The 18,242-nt window shown below is 57.7% G+C and carries 15 protein-coding genes; 8 read left to right on the forward strand and 7 right to left on the reverse strand.

The window, feature by feature from the left end:
* Positions 1–2 precede the first annotated feature (2 nt).
* Positions 3–332 (reverse strand): PadR family transcriptional regulator, encoded by a 330-nt coding sequence (locus OHL23_RS05455; protein WP_263350756.1) that lies wholly within the window; start codon positions 330–332, stop codon positions 3–5.
* 118 nt (positions 333–450) lie between these two features.
* Here OHL23_RS05455 and rsmG point away from each other — a divergent pair, with 118 nt between their 5' ends.
* The 4 genes from rsmG to OHL23_RS05475 all read left to right on the forward strand — a co-directional run bounded on the left by rsmG (position 451) and on the right by OHL23_RS05475 (position 3,918).
* A complete protein-coding gene (gene rsmG / locus OHL23_RS05460; protein ID WP_263350757.1) occupies positions 451–1,107 on the forward strand; it encodes a 16S rRNA (guanine(527)-N(7))-methyltransferase RsmG in 657 nt (218 codons plus the stop codon).
* 411 nt (positions 1,108–1,518) lie between these two features.
* The gene (locus tag OHL23_RS05465) at positions 1,519–2,379 is read left to right on the forward strand and encodes a ParA family protein (protein WP_263350758.1); all 861 of its coding nucleotides are present in this window, start codon (positions 1,519–1,521) and stop codon (positions 2,377–2,379) included.
* Between the two features lie 146 nt (positions 2,380–2,525).
* Complete coding sequence (locus tag OHL23_RS05470) at positions 2,526–3,440, forward strand: ParB/RepB/Spo0J family partition protein (RefSeq protein ID WP_263350759.1); 915 nt, start codon at positions 2,526–2,528, stop codon at positions 3,438–3,440.
* Between the two features lie 136 nt (positions 3,441–3,576).
* Positions 3,577–3,918 (forward strand): GIY-YIG nuclease family protein, encoded by a 342-nt coding sequence (locus tag OHL23_RS05475; RefSeq protein WP_263350760.1) that lies wholly within the window; start codon positions 3,577–3,579, stop codon positions 3,916–3,918.
* Positions 3,919–4,035: 117 nt separating this feature from the next.
* Here OHL23_RS05475 and OHL23_RS05480 read toward each other — a convergent pair whose 3' ends face one another.
* Together OHL23_RS05480 and OHL23_RS05485 are read right to left on the reverse strand one after the other, a co-directional pair.
* A complete protein-coding gene (locus OHL23_RS05480) occupies positions 4,036–4,443 on the reverse strand; it encodes a hypothetical protein (RefSeq protein ID WP_263350761.1) in 408 nt (135 codons plus the stop codon).
* Positions 4,444–4,671: 228 nt separating this feature from the next.
* Positions 4,672–5,691: a hypothetical protein gene (locus OHL23_RS05485; protein ID WP_263350762.1), complete on the reverse strand. Its 1,020-nt coding sequence runs from the start codon at positions 5,689–5,691 to the stop codon at positions 4,672–4,674.
* Here OHL23_RS05485 and OHL23_RS05490 point away from each other — a divergent pair.
* Complete coding sequence (locus OHL23_RS05490) at positions 5,678–5,983, forward strand: hypothetical protein (protein ID WP_263350763.1); 306 nt, start codon at positions 5,678–5,680, stop codon at positions 5,981–5,983. The genes OHL23_RS05485 and OHL23_RS05490 overlap by 14 nt on opposite strands.
* An 85-nt stretch (positions 5,984–6,068) precedes the next feature.
* Complete coding sequence (locus tag OHL23_RS05495; RefSeq protein WP_263350764.1) at positions 6,069–7,853, forward strand: alpha-glucosidase; 1,785 nt, start codon at positions 6,069–6,071, stop codon at positions 7,851–7,853.
* A gap of 42 nt (positions 7,854–7,895) precedes the next feature.
* On the opposite strand, the gene OHL23_RS05500 is transcribed toward OHL23_RS05495, so the two are convergent.
* Positions 7,896–8,942 carry a hypothetical protein gene (locus OHL23_RS05500; protein ID WP_263350765.1) on the reverse strand — a complete coding sequence of 349 codons (1,047 nt, stop codon included), beginning with the start codon at positions 8,940–8,942 and terminating at the stop codon, positions 7,896–7,898.
* A gap of 56 nt (positions 8,943–8,998) precedes the next feature.
* The gene (ggt, locus tag OHL23_RS05505; RefSeq protein ID WP_263350766.1) at positions 8,999–10,726 is read right to left on the reverse strand and encodes a gamma-glutamyltransferase; all 1,728 of its coding nucleotides are present in this window, start codon (positions 10,724–10,726) and stop codon (positions 8,999–9,001) included.
* Positions 10,727–10,763: 37 nt separating this feature from the next.
* Between ggt and OHL23_RS05510 the strand changes: the two genes are divergently transcribed.
* On the forward strand, positions 10,764–12,269 hold the full coding sequence (locus OHL23_RS05510) for an APC family permease (protein ID WP_263350767.1): 1,506 nt from the start codon (positions 10,764–10,766) through the stop codon (positions 12,267–12,269).
* A 102-nt stretch (positions 12,270–12,371) separates the two neighbouring features.
* Here the strand turns inward: OHL23_RS05510 and OHL23_RS05515 are convergent, their stop codons facing one another.
* Positions 12,372–13,817 carry a GH1 family beta-glucosidase gene (locus OHL23_RS05515; protein WP_263350768.1) on the reverse strand — a complete coding sequence of 482 codons (1,446 nt, stop codon included), beginning with the start codon at positions 13,815–13,817 and terminating at the stop codon, positions 12,372–12,374.
* Between the two features lie 320 nt (positions 13,818–14,137).
* Between OHL23_RS05515 and OHL23_RS05520 the strand changes: the two genes are divergently transcribed.
* Positions 14,138–15,661, forward strand: a complete 1,524-nt coding sequence (locus OHL23_RS05520) for a hypothetical protein (protein WP_263350769.1) — start codon at positions 14,138–14,140, stop codon at positions 15,659–15,661.
* A 160-nt stretch (positions 15,662–15,821) separates the two neighbouring features.
* Here the strand turns inward: OHL23_RS05520 and OHL23_RS05525 are convergent, their stop codons facing one another.
* Entirely contained in the window at positions 15,822–18,101 is a 2,280-nt protein-coding gene (locus tag OHL23_RS05525) for a diguanylate cyclase domain-containing protein (protein WP_263350770.1), read from the reverse strand.
* Positions 18,102–18,242 lie beyond the last annotated feature (141 nt).

Consider the following 18,242-nt stretch of genomic DNA (forward strand, 5'->3'; position numbering starts at 1 on the left):
TCTCACACACCCTCGACGACAAGATTGATGGCAGTCGAAAGCCTGCTCCAGCTTTCCAACTCCCGCTCAAGTTGCGCGCGCCCGGCCGCCGTCAGCGAATAGAACTTAGCCTGGCGGCCTGTTTCTGTCTCGCTCCATTTGGCTTTGATCCATCCCTGCTGTTCCAGCCGGTGTAGCGCCGGATACAACGAACCCTGCTGCACCTGCAACACTTCATTCGAAATCTGCTGAATCCGCTTGGCGATCGCCCATCCATGCTTCGGTTCAAGCGAGATCGTCTTCAATATCAGCAAGTCAAGCGTTCCCTGCACCAGATCACTTGGTTTTCCCATACTATGACTATCTACACCACGAATTGTAGATAGTCAACACCAGGGTTTCAGGTAAGCCAAGGTTTTAACCTTGGCATTTGCGGCGCTGCCACATTTTCCTGCGTTTCGGATGGGCTCGATGCCCATCACAAACGCGAACTACAATCCTCCTATGGTCGCCATCCGCCTCAACCAACTCCTCACCGAATCCGGCCACGCTCCTCTCGACCCGGGGACGACCGGCAAATTTGCGGCCTATCTCGCCCTCCTGCTGAAATGGAACGCGAAAACCAACCTCACCGCCATCCGCGACGAAGAAGGCATCCTCAGCCGCCACTTCCTTGAATCCATCCTCTGCGCCAGTAAATTACCAAAAGACATAGTTTCCCTATTGGATTTTGGTTCCGGAGCCGGCTTTCCCGGAATCCCCATAGCCCTGATGCGCAAAGAAATATCCGTAACCCTCGCCGAATCGCAGAACAAAAAGGCAGCTTTCCTCCGCGAAGCCGTTCGCACCCTGAACCTGAAAACCCAAGTTCACTCCGGCCGCGCCGAAACCCTCAAAACTATCTATGACTGCATCACCCTCCGCGCCGTAGACAATATGGCGCAGGCCATCCCCGCCGCCATCCGTCTCCTCAAGCCCAACGGCTATCTGGCCATCATGACCACCACCGAAGATGCCGCCATGATCCAGTCAGCCGCGGAACAATGCGCTCTGCCCCACTGGTATCCGCTCCAGCCGCTTCCTCAAAACACCAACCGGGTTCTCCTCCTCGGCCAACTGGGGAATTAACCCATTCACCCCATAATCTCGACATCTCACCGTCCAGAACTCTCCACTCGCCGACAATTGTTCCACGTGGAACAATTTGCCAAGGCAGCGTCTCCCAAAATGTTCCACGTGGAACAATCCTGACCCAGGTCAGTTTTGGCTCCGACTTCGCGAAGCTCAAACAGAAATGTTCCACGTGGAACATTTCTGTTTGAGAGCAACATGAGCGCGGATTGAAGCTGGGTTTTCCACCGCAATCCACAGGCTGGAAGGTTGGAGGTAATGCCACACTCTGTACCTGCAACTTGCCTGATATCTTCCATTTGCAGGCGCGGCTGCAGTCTGGCTGTCTAAGTTCTCCACAGATTTCCCGGTTCTGCACAGGCTGGCGAGCTTTTCGTTCCTGGGCGCTACAAGATAGTCTGAATTGCCATGGGCAAGATTCTCGGAATTGTGAACCAAAAGGGCGGAGTGGGCAAAACCACCACCGCAATCAACCTTTCAGCATGCCTCGCTTTGGATGGTTTGAAGATCCTGCTAGTCGATTGCGATCCGCAGGCGAATGCTTCCTCCGGCCTCGGCGTTCAGCGCGACGACAATCGCAACTCTATCTATGATGTGCTGACAGGCGACGCAACCGCCGCGCAAGTCCTTCTGCCGACAGAGATTGCGAACCTGACGCTCCTGCCTGGCAGCAAGAATCTAACCGGCGCTAACATCGAACTTGCGAACGCGGAAGATCGTGCCTTGCGATTGCGCAAGGCGCTCGAAGCTGTCCAAAAGGACTACGACCTGGTGGTGCTGGATTGCCCGCCGGCGCTCGATCTTTTGACGTTGAATTCGCTGGCTGCGGCGGACAGCTTGATCGTGCCCATGCAGGCGGAGTATTTCGCGCTTGAGGGGATTTCGGAGCTGGTTTCGACGCTTGAGCGGGTGCGAGGGGCGTTCAATCCCAGATTGACGATTGAAGGCGTGTTGCTGACCATGTATGACGACCGGACGAATCTGGCGCAGCAGGTTACGGAAACCCTCCGTGAATTCTTCAAAGACAGACTATTTCGCACTGTGATTCCGCGCAACATTCGTCTTGCTGAAGCTCCGAGTCATGGCAAACCCGTGGCGCTTTACGATGCCCGATCGCGTGGGACGGAGGCGTATTTCGAGCTGGCGGCGGAGTATATGGAGCGGAATAAGATCCCAAATCCCAAGGCGGAAGCGCGAAAAGCGGCTATGGAAGAGGCGCAAACTTCCGGCAAGACGGGGAAAACGGTTCGGTTCTGGCCTTACGCCTGACGGGATCCCAAATTGTTCCACGTGGAACAATTTGGGTTTGGGCGACACTTCTGCCGGAACCCTAGTGTAACGGGACTGAGGGTAATTCCACGCAAATTGTTCCACGTGGAACAATTTGAGATTTTTGCAGAGCAAGGACGAGTTTTATGACAAGTGGACAGATGGATAAGAGACGGGCGTTGGGCAAGGGGCTGGACTCGCTGCTGCCTCGGGTGGCTGCGCAGGTGGAAACGCCGAAGTTGCCGGATAGCGAAGCTGGCAAGCCGATGGAGATTCCTGTTGGGGAGATTGACCGGAACCCCTTTCAGACGCGCACTAACTTTGACGAAACGCTGATCGCGGAGCTGGCGGAATCGATTTCGGCAAACGGGGTGGTGCAGCCGATCCTGGTGAGACCGTTGGCGAATGGACGCTTCCAGTTAATTGCCGGCGAGCGGCGGTGGATCGCTTCGCAGAAGGCTGGGAAGAAGACTATCCCCGCAATCTTACGGCAGGTTTCAGATGAGCAGGCGATGGAGATTACCATCGTCGAAAACCTGCAGCGCGCGGATCTGAATCCGATTGAGCAGGCGAAGGCTTATGAACGGCTTGGGCGTGAGTTTGGGATGACGCAGGAGCAGATGGCGCACAGGACTGGCAAGGATCGCGCCACGGTGGGGAATTTTCTGCGCATGCTGCGGCTGCCGGAATCTGTTCAGCAAAAGGTGTCGACGGGTGTTCTGAGCTTCAGCCACGCGAAGGTTTTGCTGGCGCTGGAGCACGCGGACGATGTCGAGCGGGCGGCCTCCAAGATACTATCACTTTCGCTTTCTGTTCGCCAATCGGAGACGATGGTGCAGAACCTTTTGTTTCCGGGATTGGAGGAAGGACGGGCTGCAAAGAAGGCTGTGCAGGAGGCGAAGCCGGTTGATCCGAATGTGCGCGAGGCGCAGGAGAAACTGCAGCGGGCGCTTGGGTTACGGGTGAAGATCGAGGACAGGAACGGGCGTGGGCGGGTGATTATCGAGTACGCGCGGCTGGAGGATTTTGACACGCTGATGGATCAGTTGTGTGAGGGGTAGCGAGTTCGTGTTGCGCACGAGGCGAACAGCAGATTCCCTACGGGAATGATGGACAGAAAGGCAACGACAAGAGCAAAGGCAGAAGCAGATTCCCCAGACAGAAGGACAAAAACAAAAGTCTATTAGACTGATCTTCATGCCGCCCCGTGAATACCATTTCTGGGTCTACATTCTTTGCAGCCGTTCTCGAAATCTCTATATCGGCGTGACTAACAATCTGAAACGACGGACCGCGATCCATCGCGAAGGTGTTTTAGGGACCCACACTGGTCGGTACGCGATCCATCGTCTTGTATATTTCGAATACTTTCGCTACGTGCGCAGCGCCATTGCACGCGAGAAGCAACTCAAGCATTGGACGCGGGAGCAGAAAATTGAGCTTATCGAGCGCAGGAATCCTACGTGGGAGGATTTGTTCCCCACGCTCCTGATCTCGAGCGTGCCCGAAAGGCCAGAAGCAGATTCCCTGCGGGAATGACAGACAAGAAAAGCAAGTGCAAAGACAAGAAATGCAAGTGCAGCAGCCGACAAGGTAACAGCAGATTCCCTACGGGAATGACAGACAGAAAAGCAAGTGCAAAGACATACGTGGAGGTTATTGGCTTGGCGGCTTGGTTGCGGCCTTATCGTCTACCTTGTCGTCGGCTTTGCCGGTGCTGCTGGAGGTTCCGTGGAATACCTTCTTGGTGCCTGAGGCAGTCTTGCCGGCGACTGTCTTTGTGCCGTGAACGGTGTCTTTGGCTACTGTTTTCGTGCCTTTTGCCGTTTTGGAGGCGACGGTCTTTGTTCCGGTCGCAGTCTTATCGGCAACGGTCTTTGTCGTATCGGCGGTCTTGTCTGCGGCGGTTTTTGTGCCTTTAGCTACGTCTTTCGCGCCTTTAGTGGTGGCGTCTTTGACATCGGAGCTTCCGCTGGTGTCCTGTGCGAGCGCGGTGTGGGTGGAGACGAGAAGCAAGCCTGTTGCCAGGATAGGGAGGGCCATCCATTTCGTCACTGGTTTCATTGGTTTGATTTCTCCTGCGGCCTTGGATGCGGGAAGGAGAGGTTTGGTGGCGTTTATTTGCGGGAGATTTGGTCAAGAAAAAAAGACCGGCCCCGAACTGCCCGATATCTGGCTCCGGCTGCAAGTTCGCAGGGAGCAGAGATCGGACAGATGGGGCCGGAGTGGTTGATTTGGTCTGGTTCGAAGAAAGGAAGGGCTATGTTGGGAGTTGAAGTTTGCCGATTTGGTTCAGATGGTGCGGACGGCGCTATCGGCCGCTTCGGCGTAGCGGTTGAGAAGGCTCAGGAACTCCTTCGATTGACCCTGGAAGAGCCCGTCGGCTGTAAGGCTTGCGATGGCCGCTACCGCGCCGGAGTTTTTGGCGGTGATTGGACGGATGGTTGCGCACAGAGGCAGGCTGGCGTTGATGAACTCGGCGGGAATAGGGAAGATCAGGCTTGGCTGGACAAGCGGGCCTCGGTTGTCAGCGAAGAGATTCGGAAAGGTCAGACCTTCGGACGTGACAGGCGCGACGGGAGGCTGGCAGGCGTTGCCCGCGAAATCAACCCATTCAAGGAAGTGAGCGATCTCGTCTCCGCCGATGCCGAGGGTGATCTCGAGAACCTCGGCGCTTGAAACTTTCTGAGACAGGGTGGCGTAGAGGCTTGAGCCGCCCTGCTCGATGAATCCGAAGTGGAAGGCTGCGGTGTTGGCGATGACCTGAATGAGATTGGGATTATTCAAATCCGAATCGTTGAGGGGGATGGCCCTGCGGTTCGTGATGTTGACGGCCTGGGGATAAGGACCTCCGCCAAGATCGGGGTTGGACTGGCTGCGATAGCGGGTGAACCAACTGGTGTCGACGTTGAGGTGCAAGAGGTTGGTGAGGCGGGGTTCGCCGGACGCGCCAGCTGAGAATGCCTGCGATCCCGGCAGGATCTGGAACTTTTCAAGCTCGACAGGGTCGGCGCCTTTCGAGACCAGATAGGCGTTGAGGAAGTTTTTGTGGCTGATTTCGTCGAGGGTGTTGCTGGCGATGTATTGCGGACCATCGCCGTCCAGCTGCGAGAGGGCGTTCTGGTAGGGGTTCATTGTTTGGCTGTTGTCAATTTCGACGGGCTGGTTATCGCCGATGCCGCCCAGCTCGTTGTATTGCTGCCAGAGGTCGGATTCAATGGTTTCGGCGGCGGCGAGGAATTGAAGGATCGCGATGTCTCCTTTGGAGAGGCTGCCGCTGCTCTCGGCGAAGACGGGGGTGGCTTTACTCAAGAGTCCGGCGCCCAATGTGGCTGCGCCCCCTGCCAGCAAGCCGCCCTTCAACAACGAGCGGCGATTGACTGAACGCTTTGTGGCGTTAGATGAATCCTGCATTGTGATTTTCTCCTCAACTAAGAAATTGCATTCATGGCTGAAGGCAATTCCGGAACGAGCTTTTGTCGATGGCTGCTCCGATCCTGAACATAGCGACACGGAAATGGGGCGTTGTCACTGGGAAGCAAGAAGATTGTCATTTGTGGGCGACGAAGAAATGACCTTTCAACGCGATAACCTTTTGCTGTAGAGCGCGTCCGCGCGCGATATATTCCTGCCGGGATTGCTAGCGAGCGGGGCGCGGGTACTATACTTCTGCGATTGAGGTTATCGTTATGCTCGGTGCGGTAGAGCTTCGTTGCGGTTTGCTGCTGGGGATGATGACGATGGTTGGATTGAATGCGCAAATGGTGAAAGCGGCTACGGGGGAAGGCCCGGGCGCCGCGGCGATCGTGGTGCCAGCCGGCGCCGGCGCGGGCGGCGGAGATAGCTGGTGGCGTCATGCGGTGTTGTATGAGATTTATCCGCGGAGCTTTCAGGATTCGAATGGGGATGGGATCGGAGATATCAACGGGATCACTTCGCGGCTGGATTATCTGAAGGACTTAGGGATCGATGCTATCTGGATCACTCCGATGTATCCTTCGCCGGGCGTGGATTATGGGTATGACATCTCGGACTATACGGCGATCGATCCGGAGTATGGGACGATGGCGGATTTCGATCATATGGTGGCTGAAGCGAAGGCGCGCGGGATTCGCGTGATTATGGACTACGTGATCAACCATACTTCGGATCAGAATGCGTGGTTCAAGGAGTCTCGGTCTTCGCGGGATAATCCCAAGCGGGACTGGTACGTGTGGCGGGATGGGAAGATTGGCGAGGATGGAAAGTTAGGGCCGCCGAATAACTGGCAGTCGTGGTTTGGGCACTCGGCTTGGACGTGGGACGAGACGACGAAGCAGTATTACTATCACTACTTTTATGTGCAGCAGCCGGATCTGAACTGGAAGAATCCTGAGGTTCGCAAGGCGATGTATGGGGTGCTTGAGTTCTGGATGAAGCATGGGGTTGCGGGCTTCCGGATCGATGCGGTTTCGCGGCTGTTTGAGGACCCGGAGATGCGGGATGATCCTTACATGCCGGGTTATAACGCTTATGGCGATCGGAATATCCAGCATAAGTACACGGATGATTTGCCGGAGGTGCATGATGTGCTGCGCGAGGTGCGCAAGGTGGTGGATGCATTCCCGGGCGATCCGGTGCTGGTGACGGAGGCGGATGAGCCGAATATCGGCGAGCTGACGAAGATGTATGGAGTGGATGGGAAGAATGATGAAGTGCAGTTGCCGATGGATTTTCAGATTGCGGATGTGAATGAGTTATCGGCGGTGAAGTTTCGCAAGCTGTTTGATGAGGTTGAGGCGAATACGGCGAAGGGGCAGCCTGAGTATTTCTTCAGCAATCATGATCAGCGGCGGCAGTGGGATCGTTACGGCGATGGGGTGCACAACGATCAGATCGCCAAGCTGATGGCAGCTCTGCTGCTTACTACGCGGGGTACTCCGCAGATGTATTACGGGGAAGAGATTGGAATGCGGACGACGGATCCGGCGCGGATTGAGGATGTGCATGATCCGATTGGGAAGCTGGGATGGCCGAAGGAAAAAGGGCGCGATGGCGAGCGGACGCCGATGCAGTGGGATGCGAGTGTTCATGCGGGTTTTACGACGGGTAAGCCGTGGCTGCCGGTGCCGCCCAGCGCTGCGACTTATAACGTGCAGGTGGAGTCGCAGAACCCGGATTCGATCTATTCGACTTACAAGCGATTGCTGGCGCTGCGTAAGTCGGAACCGGCGTTGCGCGATGGGGCTTATGAGGCGGTGAATGAGAGTGACGAGCATGTGTTTGCTTATCTGCGGAAGAGCGGGGATGAGACGCTGCTGGTGGCGCTGAATATGAGCGCGGCGGCGCGGACGATTGCGGTGAAATCTGCCGGCAGGGAGGCGGATGTTTTGTATCGCTCGCCGCTGGGAAAGATGGGGCTGAAGGCGGAGACGGTTTCGCTGGGGAAGATTGAGTTGGAGCCGTTTGGGTTTGTGGTGGCGCGCGTGAAGTGAGGCCTCGGCTCTCGCGCAACAATGTTCGACTTATCGCTTGAGTTATTGTTGCACTTCGGCTGCTAGTTCCGGGATGACGGGGTTGTTCATTGTTTCGAGAGTCCAGTTCAGGAAGTTCACGCGGGAACGGGAGAGTGTGACAGCCCAACCCAACTCTTCTTTGGTTGCTTCGGAGACGAGTTTGCCGCCGAGGACGAGGTCTTCGTGTTGCTTGCCGCTGAGGGCCGCGGTGTAGTTGGTGGCCCATTGCGTATCTTCGTTTTCACCGACCTGACGGTAGCCGCGCGTGATTTCTTCCGCGATGCATCGGACGAGGTACTGGCGAGCGGCGTCTCTGCCGATTTCAAGCTGGTGCTGCGAGATGAGGCCGTCGCCTTCAGAGGCCTTGTTCGGCGCTCGCACCAGTTCGTTGGCTAGTTTGGCGTCTATGCGCAGTTGCTGGCCTATTGCCGGCAGATAGAAATCAATGCGCAGAATCCAGCGGAGCAGCCGCAATGGTTCCAATGCGAGATAGGTGTGATTGATGAGAGGCCACTCCCAGTGTCCGTCGGGCATCATCATGGCTTGCCGGTCGCCAGAGGACATTTTGTCCCAAAGGCCGAGCGATTTGAGGAGATCGAGATGGATGCGGCGGGAGACGACCTCGACGCCTTCGGGAAGTACTTTGTCTTTGAGGAATGCTTCGCTGCCGGCGCGATCGGTCATAACGGCGTAGAGCATGGTTAATTCGACGAAATAGCTGCGGAGTTTACGCCGGTCTTCCGGGGAGAGTTCGTGGTGAAGCGGCGGCGGTGGGGCTTTGATGCTGAGTGAGACGGACTCCTCCTTGGTGGTGAGACGGTTTCGCCACCAAAGGATGAAAAAGATGATGGGTACAACGAGGACGAAACCGGTGCCGATGGCCCAGGCGAGCCAGGCCGCGCAGAGGAACGGTATCAGCAATTGAAAGAGGAACAGAAGTAGGTGCTTGCGTGCGCGACGGTCTTTGTGGACGCGCTTGAGACTGAGCCATGCCTCGTACCAAGTGGCTTTGCGGAAAAGCATAAGCCAGTAGGATTTGCGGAAGAGCAGGACAAAAAGAGAATACATGGGATGTTGTTATGGTAGCGGATGGCAGTGCACGCCGACTTGGCCAGGGACTTGTGTCATTTAGGCGGTGCGCCGAAGAAGTCAGGAGATTCGGGTTCGGCGGAGCCGTCGGCTCTTGGGTCTGATGCGCCGTAGTGGATGCCGGTGGTGGTGTTTGTTAGTACGGCCTGGCCACGGCCCATGGTGGTGCTGTATTCCTTGTGGACTTCGAGGATGTGGCCCATCTTGGTTAGCTGATCGAGGGCTTCGGGTTTGACTCGGGATTCGATGACTATGTTGCAGCCTAGCTTGCTGTTGACGGTGAAGCGGGCTTCTTCCATCGCGGCCTGGATGTTCAGGTGGTAATCGACGACGTTGCTGACGAACTGGGCGTGGGCCAGCGGTTGGTTGAGGCCGCCCATGATTCCGAAGCCGATGTGTTGGTCGCCGTGCTCCATGAAGCCGGGAATGATGGTGTGGAATGGGCGTTTGTGGCCGGCGAGGGCGTTGGGGGATTTGGGGTCGAGAGAGAAGAGGCCGCCGCGGTCTTGCAGGACGAATCCCGCGCCTTGGACGGTGACACTGGAGCCGAAGGCCTGATAGTTGCTCTGGATGAGCGAGAGGATGTTGCCTTCCTTGTCGACGACCGACAGGTAGGTGGTGTCGCTGCCGGTGAGTGCGCCGGGGGTTGCGTCGCAGTTGGCTTTGTCGGGATTGATGAGGGCGGCGCGTTTGGCTGCGAACTTCTTGGATAGCAGCTCGGGAACGGGGATGGTGCTGAACTTCGGGTCGCCGTCGTAGGCTTTGACGTCGGCGTAGGCGAGCTTCATGGCTTCGATGCGGGTGTGGAGTTCTGCGGTGCTGATTGGGCCTGCTGGCGCGGGCTGGGACTGCTCCATGATATTGAGCATTTCGAGGGCGGCGATGCCGTCGCCGTTGGGCGGGAGTTCGTAGACCTTCCAGTCGCGATATGTGGTGGAGACGGGCTCGACCCACTCGGCGGAGTATTGGCTGAGGTCTTCGGCAGTCATCGTGCCGCCGAGGTCATGGGAGGTTTTGAGAATGGCTTGTGCGATGGAGCCTTTGTAGAAGGCGGATTCGCCTTCGGTGGCGAGGGTGGTGAGAGTTTTGGCTAACTCCGGGTTGCGGAAGACCTGGCCGATTTCCGGGGCTTTGTCGTTGGGGAGATAGATGCGTTGGCTTTCGGGGTTGGTTCTGAGAGCCTCGGTTGTGGCGGCCCAGTAAACGCTAATGGCTTCGGGGATGGCGACACCGTTTTGTGCGTAGTAGATAGCGGGTTGAAAGAGGTCGCTCCAGGGGAGTTTGCCGAAGCGGTCGTGGAGTTTGGTCCATCCGTCGACTGCTCCGGGGATGGTGACGGAGTCGATGCCGTATTGCGGCATGGCGGTGATGCCCTTGCTGCGGAGGTGGTCGATGGTCAGCGCTTTGGGGGCCCATCCGCTGGCGTTGAGGCCGTAGAGCTTGTTGGTTTTGGCGTCCCAGTAGATGGCGAAGAGGTCGCCGCCGATGCCGTTCATCATGGGCTCGGCGACGCTGAGGACGGCGTTGGCTGCGATGCCTGCGTCGATGGCGGAGCCGCCGCGCTCGAGGATGCGCGCGCCGGCCTGCGATGCCTGGACGTAGCTGGTGGCCACGATGCCGTATTGGGTGACGACCATGGAGCGGCCGTGGGCGCGTTCTTCGGCTTGTGATGACAAAGAAACAATGGTCTGAGATAGGACAAGCGAAACGATCAGGAGCGTGAGTTGGGCCTTGAACGGTTCTCGGTGCGGAAGGGTTCGCATGATTCTCCGTTGGGATTCATCATCCGGTTTACGGAGAATGGTACACGCACCCGCTTCGGTTGCAGCGGGGGAGATTGCGGTCTTCGCATTTTCGCGCGGGGTTTCGCTGGTTCTGTGCGATGATTTGCGCACGATGGCTGATACTGCTGCGGAGATTTCTCCTTCGGAAGCTACGGAACAACATCGGTTGCGGCGTCAACTGGGGTTGCGGGACCTGGTGCTGGCGCAGGTGCTTTGTGTTGTGGGCAGCATGTGGGTGGGCGTCGCGGCTGGGCTGGGGCGCGCGCAGGCGGTGACATGGGTTGCGGCGATGATCCTGTTCTACTTTCCCATGGCTGCGGTGGTGGTGGTGCTGAACCGGGTGATGCCGCTGGAGGGTGGGCTGTATGTGTGGGCGCACCGCGCTTTCGGGGATCTTGGGGGATTTCTTACGGCGTGGAATTTATGGGTGTATGGGGTTGCGGTTACGGCTTCGATTCTTTATGCGATACCTACGGAGCTTTCCTATCTGATTGGTCCGGCGGCGGCGTGGCTGCCGGAGAACCATGCAGCGTCGTTGGCGATTGTGGCTGTGATCGTCGCGTTGCTGACGCTTGCGGCTGTGCGCGGCTTGGAACTGGGCAAGTGGATTCATAACATCGGCGGCATGGCGATGATGACGGTGTTTCTGGGGCTGATCCTGTTGCCGGTTTGGGGGCTTTGGCAGCACAGGATTACGCGGGGAATGGAGTTTGCGGCGGTGATGCCGCCGATGAATCTGCGATCGATGGCACTGTTTGGGCAGATGCTGGTGGGGGCGCTGTCGGGGCTTGAGTATATTGCGATCTTTGCCGGAGAGAGCAGGCAGCCGGCGAGGAGCATCGCGCGCTCGATATGGATTGCTTCGCCGATTATCTGCCTGATGTTCATTCTGGGGACAAGTTCGGTTGAAGCATTTGTGAAGCCTGGCCATATTGACTTTATTGCGCCGATTCCGCAGACGCTGCGGATAGCGCTGGGTAACTCAGGTGTTGCGAATGTGGTGGCGATGGCGGCGATTCTTATGCTGCAACTGAGGCTGCTGGGTGCGGCGAGTTATCTGTTGACCGGCGTGACGAGGCTGCCGATGACGGTGGGGTGGGACCGGCTATTGCCGGAGTGGTTTACGCGGTTGGATGCTAGGACGAGGATGCCTGTGAATTCGATTTGGTGTACTTCAGGGCTGGTGCTGTTGCTGATTGTGCTGGGGAGTGTTGGCGTTCATGCGCAGGAAGCTTTCCAGGTGCTTTCGAATGCGAGTATGACGCATTATGAGCTGACGTACATGGCGATGTTTGCGATACCGATTGTTGGTGCCGCCGCGCTGCGCGATGCTTTGCCGGGGTGGTTGAAATGGGTTGCGGGCATGGGTTTCTGCGCGGCGCTGTATGCGTTTCTGATTTCGGCATATCCGTTTGTGGACGTGGTGAACCCGATGGCTTATGCGGGGAAGATACTCGGGACGGTGCTGCTTAGTAACTTGATTGCGGTGGGGTTCTATGTTGCGCGGCGTCGGGCGGGCTGATTGGTATCCCACCCTTCACGCACAAAACGCGTGAAGGATGGGGCACCCTCATTTGTGATTGGGGTGGAAAAGACTAGGGCTTGGTGAGGTTACAACCCAGGCTTACTCGACTGCGTTGTTTGCGATTACTTCTCGATACCATCGCGCGCTTAGTTTTGGAGTGCGCTTCTGCGTCTTGAAGTCGACGTAGTGAAGTCCAAATCGCTTGCTATATCCATCGGCCCACTCGAAGTTATCCAGCAGGCTCCAGAGGAAGTATCCCTTCACCGGGTAGTCCTCGGAGACGGCGCGATGCAGATGGGTGAGGTGGTTGCGCAGATACATGACCCGGTCGGTATCTTCGACGTGGCCGGACGGTGTCAGCACGTCATCGGAGGAGGTGCCGTTTTCGGTGATGTAAATTCCTTTAGGCTTCCACAGGTCGCATACGTTGCGCACTCCCCAATAGATGCACTCCGGACCAATGGTAAGCCAGGGCGAAGCCATGTGGGGATAGGACGAAGGGGCATGTTCGACGGCAAAGCCCATCGGGGAATCATCGGCGCGCACATAGGTCGGGGTGTAGACGTTCAGTCCGACAAAATCGAGCGGGCTTCCGATTGCTTTCATATCTGCGGCTTCAAATTTGGGGGCGTTGGCGCCTTCATGCGCGAGATACTCGGCTGGGTACTGGCCCTCCATCAGTGTTGTCAGAAATGGCGCGTTGCCAATCCGCGTGGCGCGCTGAGCTGCTTTGAGGTGTTCCTCGGTTTCGATGACAGGCACAAAGACGGTTGCGTTTTCCGCGAGGCCGATCTGAGTGCCGGATGGAGTGTTGGCTCTGAGCGCCTGCACGCCTAATCCATGCGCGAGGATTCCATGGTGCCTTACCTGATTTGCAGGCCCGGCTGCGAGCTTTAGTCCAGGCGCGAAGCGGCCTTCGCGGTAGCCGAGGTCGGTGAAGCAGGTGAATTCGTTGGTGGTCATGAAGTGGTGTACGCGATCGGAGAGATGTTTGCCGATGTATGCCGCGTAGTCGGCGAAAGCGTAGGATGTGTCGCGGGACTGCCAGCCTCCAGGGAGAGCCTGCGGAAGATCCCAGTGAAAGAGAGTTATATACGGCGTGATGTTATGGGCGAGTAGTTCATCGACTACGCGCTGGTAGTAATCGAGGCCTTTGGGATTCGGCTTGCCTTTGCCCTCCGGAAAGATGCGCGACCAGGAGATGGACATGCGGTAAGTGCTGACGCCGAGATCGTGGAGCAGAGCTACATCTTCTTTGTAGCGGTGATACGAATCGTCGGCGACATCGCCCGTTTCGCCGTTGTAGGTCTTGCCGGGAGTGTGCGAGAAGGTGTCCCAGACGGATGGGCCGCGACCGTCTTCCGTGGCTGCGCCTTCGATCTGGTAAGAGGCCGTCGCACATCCCCAGAGGAAGCCCTTGGAAAATTCCAACCGGCTTGCATGTGGCTGGCTGAGTGCAAGATGTGGCAAAGCGGTTCCCGCAAGTCCAGCGGCTGCGGAAACGGCCATGGTTTTTCCAAACTGGCGGCGACTCATGACGGACATAGATAGATCTCCTGTTTTCTAGAGGCAAGGTTTTCGTATTGATAGCGGGACGTTCGCGGAGTTCGAGATGAAAACAAAGGTGATTATAGAGCCATGAACCCGAGCCTTGTTTTTGCCCTGTTTTGCTCAGTTTTGGCGCTTTCTGGTCGATAGAGAACAGGGCTGCCCGGCGGAATTACGAGTTCTGAGTCTTAGTGCTCAGACAATTGTGATGCAGAGGAGGCATCGTTGCCAGAACTCGTTGGCCCTGGTTTTACGCGGCTTCGAGCTGCGCGGAACCAAGCTGGCAATGAGGAAGAATTCTGGCAAGGTGGTTCAACATGCGTACGACCCGTTTGTTGTTGCTCTCTCTTTTAGTACTGGTGATACCAGTTGTTTCCTCCGCGCAGGTCGCGGTTTCAATTACGATTGCTCCGCCTGAACTGGTGGCGTACTCGCAGCCAATTTGTCCGCAGGAGGGCTATCTGTGGACGCCTGGATACTGGGCCTATGGCGAAGATGGCTACTACTGGGTGCCTGGCACGTGGGTTGAACCGCCTGCGGTCGGCGTGCTGTGGACTCCTGGGTATTGGGGTTGGTCTGGCGGCGTCTATCTTTGGAATGAAGGGTATTGGGGCACGACTGTAGGCTTCTACGGCGGGATCGACTACGGCTTCGGCTATGGCGGCTTTGGGTATGAGGGCGGCTATTGGCGAAACGGAGGCTTCTACTACAACACCTCGGTAAATCGCGTGAGCGGGGCGGGCTTCCACCATGTTTATTCAAGGGCGGTGAGCGGTGGCAGGGCAGGAATCCACGCAAGCTTCAATGGTGGAAGAGGCGGAACGGCTGCTCGACCGACGACTGCTCAGGAGGCTGCCAGGCATGAGGCTCATGCCCGGATGACGGCTGCTCAAACTTCGCATCAGCAGGCCGCGAGAGGGAACCACGAATTGCTGGCGTCTGTGAACCATGGCAGGCCGCCGATCGCCGCAACTTCGAGGCCTGGAGAGCTTGCCGGCAAGGGCGTAGTGGCTGCGAGCGGCGCGGCTCGTTGGCATGGGGCGACGCCTGCTGCGGGTAAGGAAGCTGCGACTCGTTCGAGTGGGACTAAAGAGAGTGGGACCAGGGAGACTGAGAGTAAGACCGCTGCGGCTCGTTCGCACGAGACCAAGCCGGTCGCGGGGAAGGAAACTGCGGCTCGTTCACATGAGGCAAGGCCTGCCGAGAGTAAGGCGACTGAGGCTCGCTCGCATGAGGCGAAGCCAGCGGAAGGCAAGGAGGCGGCGAGTCAAGCAACGCGGGTGACTCGTACGGCGCCGGCGAGTCATTCGAGTGTGGCTAAGGAAGCAGATCACAACGCTACAGCGACCCGTTCGAGTGAGGGTAAGGCGGAGGCGAGTAAGGCCGCTGCGGCTCGCTCGCGTGAGACACATGACACAAAGGAATCCGAGAGTAAGGCTGCTGCGCCCCGCCCGCATGAGGCTAAGCCTGCGGAGAGCAGGGAAGCTCCGAGTCAAGCGAGTGAAGCGAGTCAAACAGCGCGCGCGGCTCGTTCAACTCATGCGAGCGAGGCTAAACCGATGGAGAACAAGGAAGCTGCAACTCACTCTCATGCGGCAAAGGCGGAGGAGAAGCCTGCTCCCCCTCCCTCACATGAAAGCAAGGTCGCTCCTTCGAAGCCGGTGAGTCATCCGGATCATTCGGAGCCGGCGGCTCGTCAAGAGGCTGCGCCACGGCCAGCTGCTCGACCGGAGAGTGCACCACATTCTGCGAGTCCTACACACGCGCAGGCTGCTCCCCATCCTGCGGCCCGGCCGCAGAGTCCTCCTGCGGAGAAGAAGGCTCCGGGAGGGAAAGAGTAGCCTTGAGTTGAGCAGAGGATCGACCTGGGAATCAGGCTACGAATCAGCCCGTCGAGTGCAGTGCGTGGTCTCGAAAACGATCACGAGGCCTTCGTCGCAGAAGCAGACTTTCGCGTTCAGATCGAATCGATAATCTTTTTCGAAGCGATACAGCCAGGTCTCAGCTCTCATGCCTTGTCTGCTTGCCGACGTACATATCGGCATCCGCCGCCGTCAATAAACTGTCTTTCGTTGTGCCGTCCTCGGGATAGGTCGCCATGCCGATACTTGCCGAGCCACGCAGAACATATCCCTCCACTGCAAACGGTTCATCGAAACAGCGCTCCAGCCGCATCGCGACGTCCTTGACATCCGAGCTGTCGCGCACCGCTGGAATCAATGCGGCAAATTCATCGCCACCCAGCCGGGCCAGCACATCGATCGTTCGAAGCTGCCCGGCCATCCGCCGCGCAACCTCCTGCAGATATAAGTCTCCAACGCGATGGCCGTAGTGGTCGTTCACCAGCTTGAACTTATCCAGGTCGACGTAGATCAGCCCAAAGATACCAGCCTTCTCGCGCGCCTCCGCAATGCAGCGCTCCAATTGCTTGTCGAGCGAGAACCGGTTGTGGACCTGCGTGAGCTGGTCGAACTCCGAGCGATAGACGAGATCCGAATAGATTCGCCGTGTCTCAATCGCCAGCGCAGCAAGCCTAGCGCCGACCGTGAGCGCTTCCCCTTCCTCGCCGCCGCTCGCGCTGTTGTCGCCTGGCGCGACATAGATTCGCCCCACCACCTGCCCATTGTGCGAGACGATCTCATGGTGCAGGATTCGGCCGCCTTGAATCCCGGTCGTTGTGCCAAGCGTGGCCCCGGCTGCAATCTCGCACCAGCAGGGACAATCGCCGAGCGTAAAGCTCACCAGCCCCGCAATATGCTCGATAATTTCCGCCAGCGGACGCGATCCGTTGATGTCTTCAAGGATGCGGCTGCGCCGTTGTTCGAGTTGAGCCATGCGCCGCTCAAGCGCCGCTTTGGCCTCAATCCGGTTCGCCAGCGCGACCGTCTGGCGGTGTATCTTGCGCTCCAGAATCCACTGCCGCACGGCGATCGTCAGCACCACGAGCACCAGCACGCTCACCAGCCGCACCAGGTTGCGAACACTCAGCCAGGAGGGATTGCCGACCACAACAATATCGTCGAAGGAGCGCATCAGCAGGCGAAACGACACTGGACCCTGAAAAGGATTCGAGCCATACGTCACCATGCTGATGCCCGTCACGCGCACTCGCGAGCCGACCGGAATCTGCTTCATCGGGGCAAGCTGAAACCCATCCGCAGCGTCGAGGTGATGATAGACAGCCGAGAATACATGACCGTTCGAAACCAGGACGTATTCATCCTGGGCAGCCTGGCGCACCGAGGTCAGCACCTCTCCCTCAGCCGAAACCAGCTCGAATTCATGCGTCCCCGCAGCCAGTTCAGACTCCGTCACAGGCTGCGGCGTGATCGGCGCCTGTACTTCGCTGTCCCATATCTGCCCCAGCGACATCGTCAAAGAGCCGCCACCCGCATTCGGAAATCCAGTCACATCCGCCAGCGCGCCGATATGGTGGCTCATCTCGGATTGCGTATTGATCCAGAGGCTCTTTGTCCCGCTCTGCAACACAATCGCCGATCCCGGCTCAAAATACGTGATCGTTCCTCGCACCCTGATCCGTCGCGTCAAATCGCGCACATGATAGCCGCTCAGTATCTGGTCCATGGGCGTAATCGGCAGCGACTCAGGGGTTATGCCGGCTTCCTTCAATATCTTCACGCCGTCCAGCGACGGAATCTGCAGCAGGATTCCCGTAAGTTGATCCTTGCTGTCGAACTTCCCCGCAACAACACCCGTCACTTCGACTTCCGAATCCAGCAGTTTCTTCAGCTGTACGGCATTGACGGCAACCACCGTCGCGTCCACATGCCCGCCATCCATCAGCAGATGCATGTAGAGGTTATACCGGCCCTCGTCGACCACCATATCCGCACTGCGCACCATCGCGTGAAAAGTAACCCGCGTCGCGTCGAGTTGCCCGCTGATCATCCGGTCGAAATCAGCTTCCTGCGACTTCGGCAACGTGCCGTGGTGAAGAACCGTTATGCTGTCGCCAACGATATCCGTACGGAAGCTGCCCCTGGTGTGCCCGCGCACCAGCACGCGATCCCCAAGAGCAAGATCGGCATTCTGGGTCGCCTGCACATAGATGCCAAGCCCGGCATCCTGCACAAACAAGTCCACATCGCTCTTGTTGTAATAAGTGACAGTAGCTTCAAATTCAACCGGGAGAGCCCGCGCAGCTTCCGCCTTGCTAAGTTCGTGAATAGCGCGCAGGCTATCGACGGCGCCGGGAGCACTTGCCCCAAGAGCCGCGCTGCAACCAAGCATCATCGCGCCGGCCACGATCCATCGATGCATAGAATTTAACCTGTTTGACTCCGGATTATAGCCGCATTTCGCTCAGGGACCGGGGAGAGAATGGCGCTAAGCTCCGCAAAGATTCGGAATAAGTTCTAAAGCGGGAATTTGATACGCTTAGACCCGGGTTGGGCGGGTGAA

Origin of the sequence: Acidicapsa acidisoli (assembly GCF_025685625.1) — a bacterium.
Classification (GTDB): domain Bacteria; phylum Acidobacteriota; class Terriglobia; order Terriglobales; family Acidobacteriaceae; genus Acidicapsa; species Acidicapsa acidisoli.